Here is a 13,612-nt window from a genome sequence, read left to right as displayed (position 1 = left end):
TACTCTTGGTTAGTTATGAATCACTTACACACCATCCAATTAACGGATTACCGCTTACCAGACCAAACCATACAAACCTTGTATCTGAACTACGAGGTATTTGGTCAACCCTTGCATCAAGCCCCTATTGTCTTGGTCAATCATGCCTTGACGGGGAATAGTACAGTCACAGGCGAACAGGGCTGGTGGAATCCCCTTATTGGACGGGGGCAAGTGATTGATTTAAATCGCTATACGGTATTGGCCTTTAATATTCCTGGAAACGGTTATGGAGATAAAGCAACACACTTACTCTTAAACTATAAGTCCTTTACCACGGCAATCATAGCGGATGTATTTTGGAAAGGATTAGACTTTCTTCGCATTTCAGAGCTTTATGCTATTATCGGAGGGAGTTTAGGGGGGAGCATAGCCTGGGAAATGGCGCTACAGCGACCTCATGCGCTGCAGCGGTTAATTCCCATTGCTACCAACCTACAAGCGTCAGATTGGCTCATTGGACAAGTAACCGTACAAGAAGCCATTCTCAATCATTCCAACCAACCCATAAAAGATGCGCGCAAACACGCTATGTTACTGTATCGAACACCAGAGTCCATCAATCAGAAGTTTAAACAAGCTACTCAAACCCTAACCCGGACACATACGATTGAGAGTTGGCTGACTTACCACGGTCAAACGCTACAACAGCGCTTTCAACTGGCTGCTTATCGACTAATGAATCACTTGTTAAAAACCATTGGGCAAGCACTCACAGATGAACAGATGAAACAATTTGCCACCCAAGCTTCCACCCAAATCACACTGATAGCCGTGGATAGCGATGGCATGTTTACGCGACAAGAACAACGACAAACCTATTGCAAATTATACGCTTATGGTGCGGACATTACCTATAAAGAAATACAATCCATACACGGTCACGATGCTTTCCTCATGGAATATCAACAATTACAGACCTTGCTAAAACCCCTTTTTTAAATCCATCCAACTATGAAAGTTCTAAAATTCGGTGGAAAATCACTTGCCTCAGGTCAAGTATTTGACAACGTCATTCAAATTATAAAAAACAAAGCAACACAGGGTCCAATTGCCGTGGTTGTTTCTGCTATTGGCAATACCACAGACACCTTGGAATCCCTCCTTGATTTGGCCAAAAACCAAGCAGATTACCTCACTCCTTTTCTCGATTTTCAAGCGAACAGCTACCATCGTGGTATAGAATTAAAGGAGGAGTTTACGCTTTTACAAAAATTATATGAAGGTGTTTCACTACTCGAAGATTACAGCCTTAAAATTAAGGATTTGGTTTTAGCACAAGGTGAACTCATCTCGAGTAAGGTATTGACCCATCACTTACTCCAGCAAGGGATAACGGCTGTTGCTGTGGACAGTCGCCATTTTTTTATTACTGATACGGTATTTGGTCAGGCTCAAGTACAAGAAGAGCTCTCTAAGGCCAAAACTGCGATTTACTTCAAAGAATTTCCTCCGCAAACCCTTGCTGTGGTGACGGGTTTTATTGGCGTTACAGAAAAAGGCGATACAACGACCTTAGGTAGAAATGGCAGTAACTACTCTGCAGCGCTATTAGCCAACTTTCTCGGAGCAGAAGAACTGCAAAATTACACCCATGTCAATGGGATTTATACAGCTAATCCTGAGTGGGTGAAAAACGCACAGAAAATAGAGCACCTTCATTATGATGAGGCTAATGAATTGGCCCATTTTGGCGCCTCAATTTTACATGCCAAAACTATTGTTCCCTTAATCGAAAATCAAATCCCGCTTCGTATATTAAACACCTTAAATCCTGAAAATACGGGAACGCTTATTTCGGCTCGCCCAACTGCAGAAGGCATTAAATCTATCTCTGTTCAATCCGATATTGCTTTGATTCAACTGGAAGGACGTGGTTTATTAGGCATTGTGGGAATTGATGCGCGTATTTTTACTGCACTCGCTCAGGCAGGTATCAGTATTGGCGTGATTTCCCAAGGTTCTTCTGAACGGGGATTGGGCTTTACAGTACAACAAAAACAAGCAACTCTTGCCGTAACAGTGTTGGAATGCGAATTTCAAGCGGAATTTCAAAGTAGAGATGTGGATGGCATTCACCTAGTTGCTGACGTGGCCATTCTGTCCATCATTGGACAAGACTTAAGTACGTTTGACCAACCGTATACTGCTTTAATTAAAAATAAAATCAATCCCATTCTCTTCCACAATACAGTAACAGGCAAGAATGTAAGTTTGGTTGTTCACCAAGAAGAGGCAAAAAAAGCGGTACACGTGATTCACGGCCAAATCTTTGGTGTAACCAAGAAAATTAACTTGGCCATCTTTGGTCATGGGCTAGTTGGAGGAACCTTAATTGATCAAATCCTAGCCTCTACTACAGCTATTGCTGCCAAGAAAAATATCGACTTGCATATCTTTGCTATCGGAAACTCCAAGAAAGTATGGCTCACTGAGAAAGGGATTTCTACCCATTGGAGACAAGACCTAGAAGCACAAGGAATTCCCTATACGATACAAGACGTACTATCCTTTGCACAAGAACATCATTTAGAAAACTTAATTGCACTAGATAATACCGCTTCTTCTTCTTTTATTACTAACTATCTTCCCTTAGTCGAAGGAGGTTTTGATCTGATTTCATCCAACAAAATTGCCAATACGGTTTCCTATTCGTTTTACAACCAATTGAGACAGGCACTCAAAGAAAACCACAAAGAATATTTATACGAAACCAATGTTGGCGCAGGGTTACCACTGATTGACACCATCAAACTCCTACATTTATCAGGAGAAAACATCACCAAAATAAAAGGGGTGTTTTCGGGGAGTTTGAGCTATATTTTCAATGCGTTTTCCGTTCAAGACAAACCGTTTAGCACCATATTAGAAGAAGCTATTGTCCAAGGGTACACAGAACCTGATCCGCGAGAAGATCTATCTGGGAATGATGTTGGGCGCAAACTCCTTATTCTCGCCAGAGAATTAGATCTACAGAATGAATTTGAAGAAATTGATATTGAAAGTCTCATTCCATACCCCTTACAATCCGTAGATACTGCTGCGTTTCTAGCCCAATTGAAACAGCTAGATGCTCACTTTGCGACGATCAAACAAAGTTTAGAACCCCATACCGTCTTGCGTTATGTAGGAGAACTATCAGGTAATTTACAACAAGACAAAGGGATTTTGGAAACCAAACTAGTTGCAGTATCGCAGCATTCTCCTTTGGGACAACTCCAAGGGTCCGATAGTTTTTTTGAAATCTATACGGAAAGTTATGGGGAAAACCCCATTATCATTCAAGGAGCAGGTGCTGGCGCCGCTGTCACAGCAAGAGGTGTATTTGGCGATATCTTACGCTTAGCAGATAAATAAAAAAATCAAACTGAATTTATTCTTATTTTATAGTGAACCAGGATAGGGGTGTCCCCCTTGTTTTTGGTTGTTGTTTATTCTAAATTTCAAATGAAAGAGGCTCTTGTTTAAGAAGCCTCTTTCTCTTTTTATCTCATCCTTCGTTATTTGTGAGAATTGGGTGGGGTTTGGTGGGGATTAGGTGAGATTTGGTGAGATTTGGTGAGATTGGGTGAGGTTTGGTGGGATTTGGTGAGGTTTGGTGGGGTTTGGTGGAGATAAATAAAAACCGAGGCACGATTTCCCATTCTCCCATTTCCTCCCTAAATCTAGTGAATTCACTAAAAAATAAAGGAACTACCTGCGTTTTCTCCTTTTCTTTTTTATACCTTTAATTCACCTAAAAGGGAAACATGCTGTCAACAGCGTGAACCTGTACCTTAATCAAATAGAGCGATGAAAAAAAAATTATTCTTTATCTTTGTAGGACTAGTATCCCTCGCGACTTTAGCTTCTTGTGATAAAAAATACGAGAGCGTAAATGCAGAAACGGTAGAATACCTTGGTTCTCCTGATGGAGTATCAAAAACGCCGAAGGAAGCCCTTTCACAACAAGCTGTGGAACGCAAAATCATCAAGGAGGGAAGTATTCGATTTGAGACGACGGATGCCGCAGCAACGCGAAAACAAATCACTACAAGCCTCGCTGCCCAACAAGGATACTTGGCACAAGATCACGTAGATACCTACGAGAATCAATCTACCTATACCCTTACCGTCCGTGTTCCTGCGGAGCATTTCGAAAAGCTATTGGCTGACATTACCTCCACGGCACACAAAGTAGAAAACCAAAACATCAAAGCCATAGATGTAACCGAAGAATTTATCGATGTAGAATCGCGTATTGGCACAAAAAAGGAGCTGGAAAATCGCTATAAAGCGTTGTTGAGTAAAGCTAATAAAGTGGAGGAAATACTCGCCATTGAAAAGGAAATCGAAACCCTGCGTTCTGATATTGAATCCTATGAAGGTCGATTTAACTACCTAAAAAACAACATAGCTTATAGTACACTCGCCATTGTTTTTTACGAAAAACAAGAAGTAACCACTTCCTTCGGTTCTGAATTTACTTCTGCCTTTGCTGAAGGATGGGACAATCTCGTTTCCTTTACCCTTGGTCTATTTTACATTTGGCCCTTTATCCTGATTACATTGGGAATACTCTTTTTTGTGAGACGAAGAATCAAACGCAAGAGACAATCGAAAGGGTAAATTAGATTCTCGACTTACAAAATTAAATTAAACCCTATAAATCAATATATTACAACAAAATGAGCCGATTATAAAGACTAATCGGCTCATTTTTTTCGTATATTTGAGCCGATTACGTAATTAAATTGACTCATGCAGTACAATTGGCAACACAAAAACTGGCCTAATTTCACCTATGACACCGCGATTCTCGATTCCTGTGTGTCTGCATTTACCTTGTTTTTTGGTGAAGTAAAAGGCATTTTGGATACCTTACAAGAAGAGGTAAAACAAGAAACGTTGCTCCAATTTATGATTGATGAGGCTATGAAAACATCAGAAATTGAAGGTGAATTTTACAGCCGTCAAGATATTTTATCCTCCATCAAAAATAAAATAGGACTAGCGGTACCGAAACACCTCATTTTTGATTCCCGTGCAGAGGGGATTAGTGAACTTATGGTCGAAATTCGCGCAAGTCATTATAAACCATTGTCTGAGTCTCTGCTGCAAAACTGGCATCGCATTTTGTTTGCACAATCCTTTTCCATACAAGCGGGTGCATACAGAACAGGTTGTGACCCCATGCAGTTAATCTCAGGTTCCTATGGCAAAGAAATTATTCATTATGAAGCACCTCCTTCTACCCAAGTACCCAAAGAAATGAAGCAGTTTGTTCAGTGGTATCAAACCTATGAAGTAGCTCCTTTGGATTTTAAACACGCCTTATTAAAAACAGCGATTAGTCATTTTTACTTCGAATCTATTCATCCCTTTGAAGATGGCAATGGACGTATTGGACGCGCATTAGCAGAAAAATGCCTGGCTGAATCTCTGCATTTCCCTTTAGTTTTAAGCATTTCCAAGACGATTGAACAAGATAAAACAAGATATTATCTGGCGCTCAAAGAGGCACAGCGCTCCTTAGATCTCACCACTTGGATTAACTATTTCAGCGATATATTGGTTATGGCACAACAACAAGCCAAAGAAACCATTCACCTCATTATCAAAAAAGCACATTTTTTTGATCAACATCAAGCCCAACTTAACGAACGTCAACATAAAGTGTTGCGTAAACTTTTTGATTTTGGTTTAGAAAATTTTAAAGGCGACTTGTCCGCCAAAAAATACCAATCCATGACCAAAGCTTCTAAAGCTACTGCCACCCGTGATTTACAAGATTTGGTAGAAAAAAAACTCCTTATTACAACTGGAGCAGGTCGTTCCGTTCGCTATCACTTAAATTTACTTTAAAAAAAAGGCTATCGTTGATGATAGCCTCTTACTTTACTTCTTTATTAATTGCGACAATATTTCTTGAAAATTTTGTTGCGCCCCTATCCAGTTGGCAACTACTTTTCCCTTGGGATCAAATAACACATAACTCGGGGTAGTACTCACTCGATATTGAGCTTGTATGGGATGAAATCGACCTTCTCTATTCCACAACACTTGCCCCTTTTTTCCTTTTAATTCAAAATACGCTTGGACACCTTCCGCATCTTCATCTACATAATACGTAATATGATCCATCTTAGCTTTTAGTTGCTCTGCTATTTCAGCCGTTAAAGGCGCCTCTCTTTGACAATAACTACAGTGTAAGGTTGAAAAATCAAGTAAGACATATTTCCCTTTAAAAAGAGAAGAAAATGAAACTTCTTGCTGATTCAGATCCAAGGCTTTAAAATCATAGTACCCATCCCCTACTTCTAACGCTGGATAATCTGCCAAATGTTGCAAGTATTGTACTTCTTTGGTGTTTTTATATTTGGGTTCCACAAGTGCTGCTAACGTTTGAAATTGTTCGCTCGTAAAATCACCAGTAGTGAACATAAGCTTTGAACGACCATAATCCGTATTGATATGTTTTTTAATAAAATCGAATTCTTTTGCTTTTACCTGTGCCTCCAATACCGTAATTTTACCCGAAGGAACCCCCATATATATTTCGTATAAACGATCTTTATCCTCCCCTTCTTCCATTAATTCATAAGCTTCCTCCTCTAATTCGTCTATTTGCTCCTGCAAATCCTTTGTTTCTAAATAATCTTGGTAACGCAAGGCATCGTGCTGAGAGTTTTTTGCTTGAATATTCATCGGAAAATCAGCGATATCCCCTTCAATAGTCACATCTTCCTTGCCGAGATAAAAAGCAGTATACCTAAAATCATTCCCTTGCTTGACATAGAGGTAGACATGTTCGGGTCCTTCAAGGGGTATACGCATATCAAACTTCCCATTCGTAACTTCAATTTCCCTTTGTTCTTTTCCTGCATTGAGCCAAACTTGCGCATCATGCTCTATTCCCTTTATATTTCCTTTAAAATGAAGGGAATCTTGTGCAAAAACGCTCGCTGTTAAAAGTACAGCGGTGCCTAATACTAAATTTTTAATCATAATTATTCGTTGGTGGTTAAACTCAACGAGCAATTTACGTTATTTTAACAAATATCATAGGCAAAAAACACATCTCGAATCAAAAGAGTATACGAATCCAAGAAAATGCGTACAACTCGCCATTTCGAGTAAAATAATGGCAATTTAAATATACTTTCACGCCCAAAAATTGCACATATGTAAATATTACTTATTTTTGTTGTCACAACTGATAAACTTAAGAATATTATGAAACCAGATTTATTTCAGGCGCCAGATTACTATCTTTTAGATGATTTGCTTACAGAAGAGCACAAATTGATTCGCGATGCAGCGAGAGCATGGGTTAAAAGAGAAGTATCTCCAATTATTGAAGAATATGCTCAAAAAGCAGAATTCCCAAAACAGATTATCAGTGGATTAGCTGAAATTGGAGGATTTGGTCCTTATATTCCAACAGAATACGGAGGAGCAGGATTAGACCAAATTTCGTATGGTTTAATTATGCAAGAAATTGAAAGAGGGGATTCAGGTGTACGTTCAACTTCATCTGTTCAGTCTTCTTTAGTCATGTATCCGATTTGGAAATACGGTAACGAAGAACAACGCAATAAATATTTACCAAAATTAGCAACTGGAGAAATGATCGGTTGTTTTGGTTTAACAGAGCCAGACCATGGTTCTAACCCAGGTGGGATGATTACGAACTTCAAAGATATGGGCGATCATTACCTATTGAATGGAGCAAAAATGTGGATTTCGAATGCACCTTTCGCTGATATTGCAGTTGTTTGGGCGAAAAACGAAGAAGGTAGAATTCACGGCTTAATCGTAGAAAGAGGAATGGAAGGTTTCTCTACACCAGAAACACACAACAAATGGTCATTAAGAGCTTCTGCAACAGGAGAGCTTATTTTTGACAACGTAAAAGTTCCAAAAGAAAATTTATTGCCAAACAAATCAGGATTAGGAGCACCACTAGGTTGTTTAGATTCTGCTCGTTATGGTATTGCTTGGGGAGCTATTGGAGCGGCGATGGATTGTTATGATACAGCGTTACGCTACTCGAAAGAGCGTATCCAGTTTGACAAACCGATTGGAGCAACCCAATTACAGCAAAAGAAACTAGCTGAAATGATTACTGAAATCACAAAAGCACAACTATTAACTTGGCGTTTAGGTGTGTTGAGAAACGAAGGAAGAGCCACTACTGCTCAGATTTCTATGGCAAAACGCAATAACGTAGCCATGGCCTTAGAAATTGCTCGTGATGCACGTCAAATGTTAGGAGGAATGGGAATCACTGGAGAATATTCAATTATGCGCCACATGATGAACTTAGAATCTGTTGTAACATACGAAGGAACACATGATATCCACTTGTTAATTACAGGGATGGATGTTACAGGTTTCCCAGCATTCAAGTAGTCTAGCTTATAACAAAATAGATAAACTTTATATAAAGAGCTTCTCCTTGCCGAGAAGCTTTTTTATTTTTGTATAAATTCTTAAAACATGATGAATATTCAAACCGTTAATCAACTGATTACCCCAGAACGCAACGCCTTATTAGAGCATCCTTTATATCAAAAAATAACAACGATTACTCATTTGCAAAAATTCATGGAAGGTCATGTCTATGCCGTTTGGGATTTTATGTCGCTACTCAAAGCTCTACAGCAAAAACTTACCTGTACTACTATTCCTTGGTTCGCTTCGCCTTATCCACAAACACGATATTTAATCAACGAAATTGTATTGGCAGAAGAATCGGATTTAGCAATGGATGGGCAGCGGTTGAGTCATTTTGAGATGTACCTTGACGCAATGAAAGGTGCTGAGGCTAATACTCAAATTATAACCGATTTCTTGGTTCAATTACAAAAAGGGCAAACTATCAATCAAGCGATTGCAGCACTACAAGTAGATTCAGAGATTAAAGCGTTTCTCTCTTTTACCTTTGACGTGATAGCTCAAGGAAAACCCCATGAAATTGCAGCAGCGTTTACCTTTGGTCGCGAAGATTTGATTCCGGATATGTTCACCGAAATACTACAGGGGTTCCAACTTAACTTTCCCGAAACCGATTTGTCCAAATTAATTTATTACTTTGAACGTCATATTGAACTAGACGGCGATGAGCACGGTCCGATGGCGATGCAAATGATTACTGAACTTTGTGGTTCAGACGAAGAAAAGTGGCAGGATGTAATTCGCATCTCCAAAGAAGCCCTAGTTAAACGCTATGGGTTATGGAATGCGATTGAACGTACGATAGAATCAAATTAATTCACTTTATATATAAAAACACAAGGCTATGAGTACATTAAAAGGAAAAAATGCAATTATCACAGGCGGTGGTCGAGGATTAGGAAAGGCGACTGCACTCGCTTTTGCAAAAGAAGGGATTAACGTGGCTATCACGGGAAGAAATGAGGAACGTCTACAACAAACGGTAGCGGAACTTACTTCATTGGGAGTTAAAGCCACCTACGCTGTATTTGACGTGGTAGACAAAGCAGCCGTTCACACAGCAATTGCGCAAGTCATCGAAAACCTAGGAGGGGTGGACATTTTGGTAAACAATGCTGGAATTTCTGAATTTGGAAAATTTATCGATATGCCAGCCGAACGCTGGGAGGAAATCTTACTAACCAATGTGATGGGCGTTTATAATGTAACCCGTGAAGTACTGCCACATTTAATTGAGAAAAACGAAGGAGATATTTTTAACGTAGCCTCTACGGCAGGATTAAATGGAAATGCAACTACTTCGGCTTATTCCGCATCAAAATTTGCGGTTATTGGGCTATCAGAATCACTGATGAAAGAAGTGCGCAAAAACAATATTCGCGTATGTACCTTAACGCCTAGTACTATTGCCTCCGATATGTCCATTGAATTAGGCTTAACAGACGGCAATCCCGAGCACATCTTACAACCCGAAGATTTTGCGGAATTGCTTGTTGCTACCCTGAAACTACCGCGAAGAGCAATGTTGAAAACCGCTTCCTTATGGACAACAAATCCGGTATAAAACACCTAAAAACGCTAGCTCGTTCAGGTAGCGTTTTTTTTGTATTTTTTTTTCATCCGTGAATTAGATTTCGCAATATGTTAGTACATTTGTACTCGTTTTTATATCGTATAAATCTATGGTTCGCAAACTTTTACGCTTTCTTTTAAAGCTGGTATTGTGGTTCTTTGCTCTAAGCATCTTCTCTGTTATTTTTTTTCGTTTTGTCCCTGTACCCTATACACCCTTGATGTTTATACGGTTATACGAGCAAAAGAAAGAAGGAAAACCTTTTACACTACAACACGATTGGGTATCCTTAGATCAAATCAGTCCGAACTTACAAAAAGCAGTCATTGTCAGTGAAGATGGACATTTTTTAAGTCACAGTGGTTTTGATCTCAAAGCGATTGAGAAAGCGATGAAAAACAATGAAAAGGGAAAGCGTATCAAAGGAGGGAGTACCATTTCGCAACAAACCGCCAAGAACGTATTTTTATGGCCTGGTCGCAGCTATATTCGCAAAGGATTCGAGGCCTATTTTACGGTTTTGATTGAGTTTTTTTGGTCAAAGGAGCGCATTTTAGAAGTATACCTCAACAGTATCGAAATGGGTGATGGCATTTATGGTGCCGAAGCAGCCGCTCAACATTGGTATAAAAAAAGCGCAGCCAAGCTTACCGTGAATGAAGCAGCAGGATTAGCCGTCATTTTACCAAGCCCGAGAAGATACAACCCCGTGAAATCAGGTCCGTATGTCAGCAAGCGCAAACAGACCATTTCCCGTTATATCACAGGGTATGGCTCTTTGGATTTAAGTAAAAAGAAGAAAAAGTAAATTTTACCATCTTTTTAGTTAAAAATTTTAATTTAAGTTTGTTTTTTCATAACTTGTAGTCAAACTTAAACAATAATTGTTATGAAAAAAATCGTATTATCATTAGCTATTGGTGGCTTACTTTTCGCCACTTCATGTAAAGACAACAAGACCGAGCCGAAGGAAACTGATACTGTTACTTCAACAGAATTGAAAGAGGCTCAAGCAGAAGCTGAGCTAAAATTTGAAGAAGCAAAACAAGCACTTGAAGAAGCGGTAAAAAGTGGAGACAAAGCAGCAGAAGAAGCAGCTAGAAAAACACTAGATGACGCTCAAAAAGCTTGGGAAGCAACAAAGCAAAAAACAGAGGAAGCAATCAACTACACTGGAGATAAAGCGGAAGAGTTAAAAAACGAAGCAGCTAAATCTTTAGAAGACGCAAAAGAAAAGGCAGATAAAATGAAAGAAGATGCCAAAGAAAAAGCAGAAGAGTTGAAAGAAGATGCAAAAGAAAAAGCGGATAAAGCCAAACAAGACATAAATGAAGCCGCAAAAGAAACTAAAAAAGGCTTAGAAAATGCCGCAGATAAATTGAAAAAATAACCCAAAAAAGGATCTCTTAGGAGATCTTTTTTTTTGCCCCTCTTTACACACAAGCGAAACATTTTATCTAAAAAACGCGATTTTATCTTTTATTTATCATACTAGATAGCGTAAAAGTCCCTCTTTTTTTGTAATTTGTAAGCAACTAAAAAATCAAAAACTATGAAAACAAACATTGGTTTAAAAGACGACGTTAGACAAAAAGTTACAGACAAACTTGCCAAATTATTAGCAGATGAGTTCGTCCTTTACACAAAAACAAGAAATGCACATTATAATGTGGAAGGTATTGACTTTCATTCTATGCACTTATTCTTTCAGTCGCAATACGAATCTATTATTATAGATGTAGATGATATCGCAGAAAGAATCCGTCACTTAGGGCATTATGCGCCGAGTAGTTTAAAAGAATACCTAGCATTAACCTCCTTATCTGAATCGAGAGATAATAAAGGAAATGACAGCGCCTCTTGGATTAAAGATTTATGCAAAGATCACGAAGCGATTATCCTTTATTTAAGAGAGAATATCGATGCTATTGACGATATGCATGATCAAGGAACAGCAGATTTCTTAACGGCATTGTTAGAAAAACACGAAGAGGCTGCGTGGATGTTACGTGCCCATATCAAGTAATTATCCTAGTTGCATTTATTATAGAGGTTTGTCTTTAAAAGGCAAACCTTTTTTGTTATTTTTACGGCCAACCCAGAACAATATAAAAAACAATGAAACGATTGATTATGCTTGGTGCTGTACTGCTGCTACAGTACGCTTGTACGTCTTCTCCCCAAACGGAAGCGGAAAAAGCACTTTTATTTCAAAAAAGCTTAAATAAAGAGTTTGCCAATAAAGAAACCTCCCCTTTAGTGCCTGATGCGGTAAAGAAATTTGTCAGTTTAGATTTTTTTCCTGTCAATGAGCGCTTTATTATAGAAGCACAATTCACACGTACGCCTGACGAAGTCCCATTCGAGATGCCTACAACCACGGAGCGCAAACCCATTTACGTTAAATACGGAGAAGCTTCTTTTACCCTAAACGGTAAACCTCAACAATTAGATTTATTTCAAGATGTAAATCTCCGCAATCAAGAAGAGTACAAAGACCATTTATTCCTTCCTTTTACGGATTTAACTTCAGGCGTGAGTACGTATGGAGGTGGTCGTTATATAGATCTTGAAATACCAGAAGGAGAGACTATTATACTTAATTTTAACTTAGCCTATAATCCATACTGTGCGTATAATCCTAAATTCTCTTGTCCTATTCCACCGCCACAAAATGATATTAATGCAGAGATTAATGCAGGAATTAAAAATTATAAGTACTAAAATCAACATAGCAAGAAACGGATTGTAGCGCTTGTATCACCCTTTTATTTTTGGTCTTTTAAAAGATAGAAAGATGAAATTAAAAGGAAAGATTGCCCTAGTGACAGGAGGCACAAGTGGTATAGGTAAAGCAACCGCACAATTATTCAGTGATCAAGGCGCTCAAGTCATCCTTACAGGTCGAACAAAAGAAACAGTAGAACGAACAGTCGCTGAAATTGGAAATAATACCTTGGGGTTTGTTTCTGATGCAGGATCTATGACAGATTTACTCCAATTGCACGATTTAATCCGTCAACAGGTATCCCATTTAGATCTTGTATTTGTCAATGCGGGGTTTGGAAAATATGCGCCTCTGGAACTCATCGATGAAGCGCATTATAATGAGATGTTTGATGTATTAGTAAAAGGAACCTTATTCACCGTACAACAGGTACTCCCCCTTCTACGTCCGAAGGGGTCTATTGTATTGAATACATCGATTGTGACTGAAATTGGCATGGCTAATTCTAGTGTTTACTCTGCCGCAAAAGCAGCAGTTCAATCCTTTACGAAGACCTTTGCTGCAGAACTTATCAGCAAAAACATTCGAGTAAATGCAGTCTCACCTGGTCCAATCGAAACCAACTACTTTGATCGTTCTAATCTATCTAAAGAGCAGGTTCTGCAGTTTACGACTTCCTTTGCCCCTCAGGTTCCGATAAAACGCTTCGGGCAAGCCTTAGAGGTTGCTCAAGCCGTTCTTTTCCTCGCATCAGATGATTCTTCTTTTATTATAGGAACAGAAATCAGCGTAGATGGCGGTTTTCCAAAAATAAAAGCAAATTAAGTACCGCA

The 13,612-nt window shown here is 39.0% G+C and carries 13 protein-coding genes; 12 read left to right on the top strand and 1 reads right to left on the bottom strand.

Features of this window, described 5'->3' with window-relative positions:
• Nucleotides 1-15 precede the first annotated feature (15 nt).
• From ACLJX0_RS02890 to ACLJX0_RS02875, 4 genes are all read left to right on the top strand, one after another.
• Nucleotides 16-981 (top strand): alpha/beta fold hydrolase, encoded by a 966-nt coding sequence (locus ACLJX0_RS02890; RefSeq protein ID WP_410878236.1) that lies wholly within the window; start codon nt 16-18, stop codon nt 979-981.
• Between the two features lie 12 nt (nt 982-993).
• Entirely contained in the window at nt 994-3,396 is a 2,403-nt protein-coding gene (gene thrA / locus ACLJX0_RS02885) for a bifunctional aspartate kinase/homoserine dehydrogenase I (protein ID WP_410878234.1), read from the top strand.
• 435 nt (nt 3,397-3,831) lie between these two features.
• Nucleotides 3,832-4,647, top strand: coding sequence for a DUF4349 domain-containing protein (locus ACLJX0_RS02880; protein WP_410878232.1), 816 nt, complete (start codon nt 3,832-3,834; stop codon nt 4,645-4,647).
• Between the two features lie 132 nt (nt 4,648-4,779).
• Complete coding sequence (locus tag ACLJX0_RS02875; RefSeq protein ID WP_410878231.1) at nt 4,780-5,883, top strand: Fic family protein; 1,104 nt, start codon at nt 4,780-4,782, stop codon at nt 5,881-5,883.
• 33 nt (nt 5,884-5,916) lie between these two features.
• Here the strand turns inward: ACLJX0_RS02875 and ACLJX0_RS02870 are convergent, their stop codons facing one another.
• The gene (locus ACLJX0_RS02870; protein ID WP_410878229.1) at nt 5,917-7,026 is read right to left on the bottom strand and encodes a thioredoxin-like domain-containing protein; all 1,110 of its coding nucleotides are present in this window, start codon (nt 7,024-7,026) and stop codon (nt 5,917-5,919) included.
• A gap of 228 nt (nt 7,027-7,254) precedes the next feature.
• Between ACLJX0_RS02870 and ACLJX0_RS02865 the strand changes: the two genes are divergently transcribed.
• The 8 genes from ACLJX0_RS02865 to ACLJX0_RS02830 all read left to right on the top strand — a co-directional run bounded on the left by ACLJX0_RS02865 (nt 7,255) and on the right by ACLJX0_RS02830 (nt 13,604).
• Entirely contained in the window at nt 7,255-8,433 is a 1,179-nt protein-coding gene (locus tag ACLJX0_RS02865) for an acyl-CoA dehydrogenase family protein (protein WP_410878227.1), read from the top strand.
• 90 nt (nt 8,434-8,523) lie between these two features.
• A complete protein-coding gene (locus ACLJX0_RS02860) occupies nt 8,524-9,294 on the top strand; it encodes a DUF3050 domain-containing protein (RefSeq protein WP_410878308.1) in 771 nt (256 codons plus the stop codon).
• 28 nt (nt 9,295-9,322) lie between these two features.
• Nucleotides 9,323-10,042 (top strand): 3-ketoacyl-ACP reductase, encoded by a 720-nt coding sequence (locus tag ACLJX0_RS02855; RefSeq protein ID WP_410878225.1) that lies wholly within the window; start codon nt 9,323-9,325, stop codon nt 10,040-10,042.
• Nucleotides 10,043-10,160: 118 nt separating this feature from the next.
• Entirely contained in the window at nt 10,161-10,859 is a 699-nt protein-coding gene (gene mtgA, locus ACLJX0_RS02850) for a monofunctional biosynthetic peptidoglycan transglycosylase (protein WP_410878223.1), read from the top strand.
• An 81-nt stretch (nt 10,860-10,940) separates the two neighbouring features.
• Nucleotides 10,941-11,441: a hypothetical protein gene (locus ACLJX0_RS02845; RefSeq protein ID WP_410878221.1), complete on the top strand. Its 501-nt coding sequence runs from the start codon at nt 10,941-10,943 to the stop codon at nt 11,439-11,441.
• 162 nt (nt 11,442-11,603) lie between these two features.
• Nucleotides 11,604-12,077, top strand: a complete 474-nt coding sequence (locus ACLJX0_RS02840) for a Dps family protein (protein ID WP_410878219.1) — start codon at nt 11,604-11,606, stop codon at nt 12,075-12,077.
• Between the two features lie 92 nt (nt 12,078-12,169).
• Nucleotides 12,170-12,775: a DUF1684 domain-containing protein gene (locus tag ACLJX0_RS02835; RefSeq protein ID WP_410878217.1), complete on the top strand. Its 606-nt coding sequence runs from the start codon at nt 12,170-12,172 to the stop codon at nt 12,773-12,775.
• Nucleotides 12,776-12,848: 73 nt separating this feature from the next.
• Nucleotides 12,849-13,604 (top strand): SDR family oxidoreductase, encoded by a 756-nt coding sequence (locus ACLJX0_RS02830; RefSeq protein WP_410878215.1) that lies wholly within the window; start codon nt 12,849-12,851, stop codon nt 13,602-13,604.
• Nucleotides 13,605-13,612: the final 8 nt, after the last annotated feature.

The sequence above is a fragment of the Myroides sp. DW712 genome (genome assembly GCF_046557355.1).
Classification (GTDB): Bacteria; Bacteroidota; Bacteroidia; order Flavobacteriales; family Flavobacteriaceae; genus Flavobacterium.
This window is presented reverse-complemented; position numbering and strand designations above follow the sequence as displayed.

Coding starts and splice junctions, on each gene's coding strand:
- ACLJX0_RS02890 (WP_410878236.1), top strand. CDS start 16: ATGAATCACTTACACACCATCCAATTAACGGATTACCGCTTACCAGAC.
- thrA (WP_410878234.1), top strand. CDS start 994: ATGAAAGTTCTAAAATTCGGTGGAAAATCACTTGCCTCAGGTCAAGTA.
- ACLJX0_RS02880 (WP_410878232.1), top strand. CDS start 3,832: ATGAAAAAAAAATTATTCTTTATCTTTGTAGGACTAGTATCCCTCGCG.
- ACLJX0_RS02875 (WP_410878231.1), top strand. CDS start 4,780: ATGCAGTACAATTGGCAACACAAAAACTGGCCTAATTTCACCTATGAC.
- ACLJX0_RS02870 (WP_410878229.1), bottom strand. CDS start 7,026: ATGATTAAAAATTTAGTATTAGGCACCGCTGTACTTTTAACAGCGAGC.
- ACLJX0_RS02865 (WP_410878227.1), top strand. CDS start 7,255: ATGAAACCAGATTTATTTCAGGCGCCAGATTACTATCTTTTAGATGAT.
- ACLJX0_RS02860 (WP_410878308.1), top strand. CDS start 8,524: ATGAATATTCAAACCGTTAATCAACTGATTACCCCAGAACGCAACGCC.
- ACLJX0_RS02855 (WP_410878225.1), top strand. CDS start 9,323: ATGAGTACATTAAAAGGAAAAAATGCAATTATCACAGGCGGTGGTCGA.
- mtgA (WP_410878223.1), top strand. CDS start 10,161: ATGGTTCGCAAACTTTTACGCTTTCTTTTAAAGCTGGTATTGTGGTTC.
- ACLJX0_RS02845 (WP_410878221.1), top strand. CDS start 10,941: ATGAAAAAAATCGTATTATCATTAGCTATTGGTGGCTTACTTTTCGCC.
- ACLJX0_RS02840 (WP_410878219.1), top strand. CDS start 11,604: ATGAAAACAAACATTGGTTTAAAAGACGACGTTAGACAAAAAGTTACA.
- ACLJX0_RS02835 (WP_410878217.1), top strand. CDS start 12,170: ATGAAACGATTGATTATGCTTGGTGCTGTACTGCTGCTACAGTACGCT.
- ACLJX0_RS02830 (WP_410878215.1), top strand. CDS start 12,849: ATGAAATTAAAAGGAAAGATTGCCCTAGTGACAGGAGGCACAAGTGGT.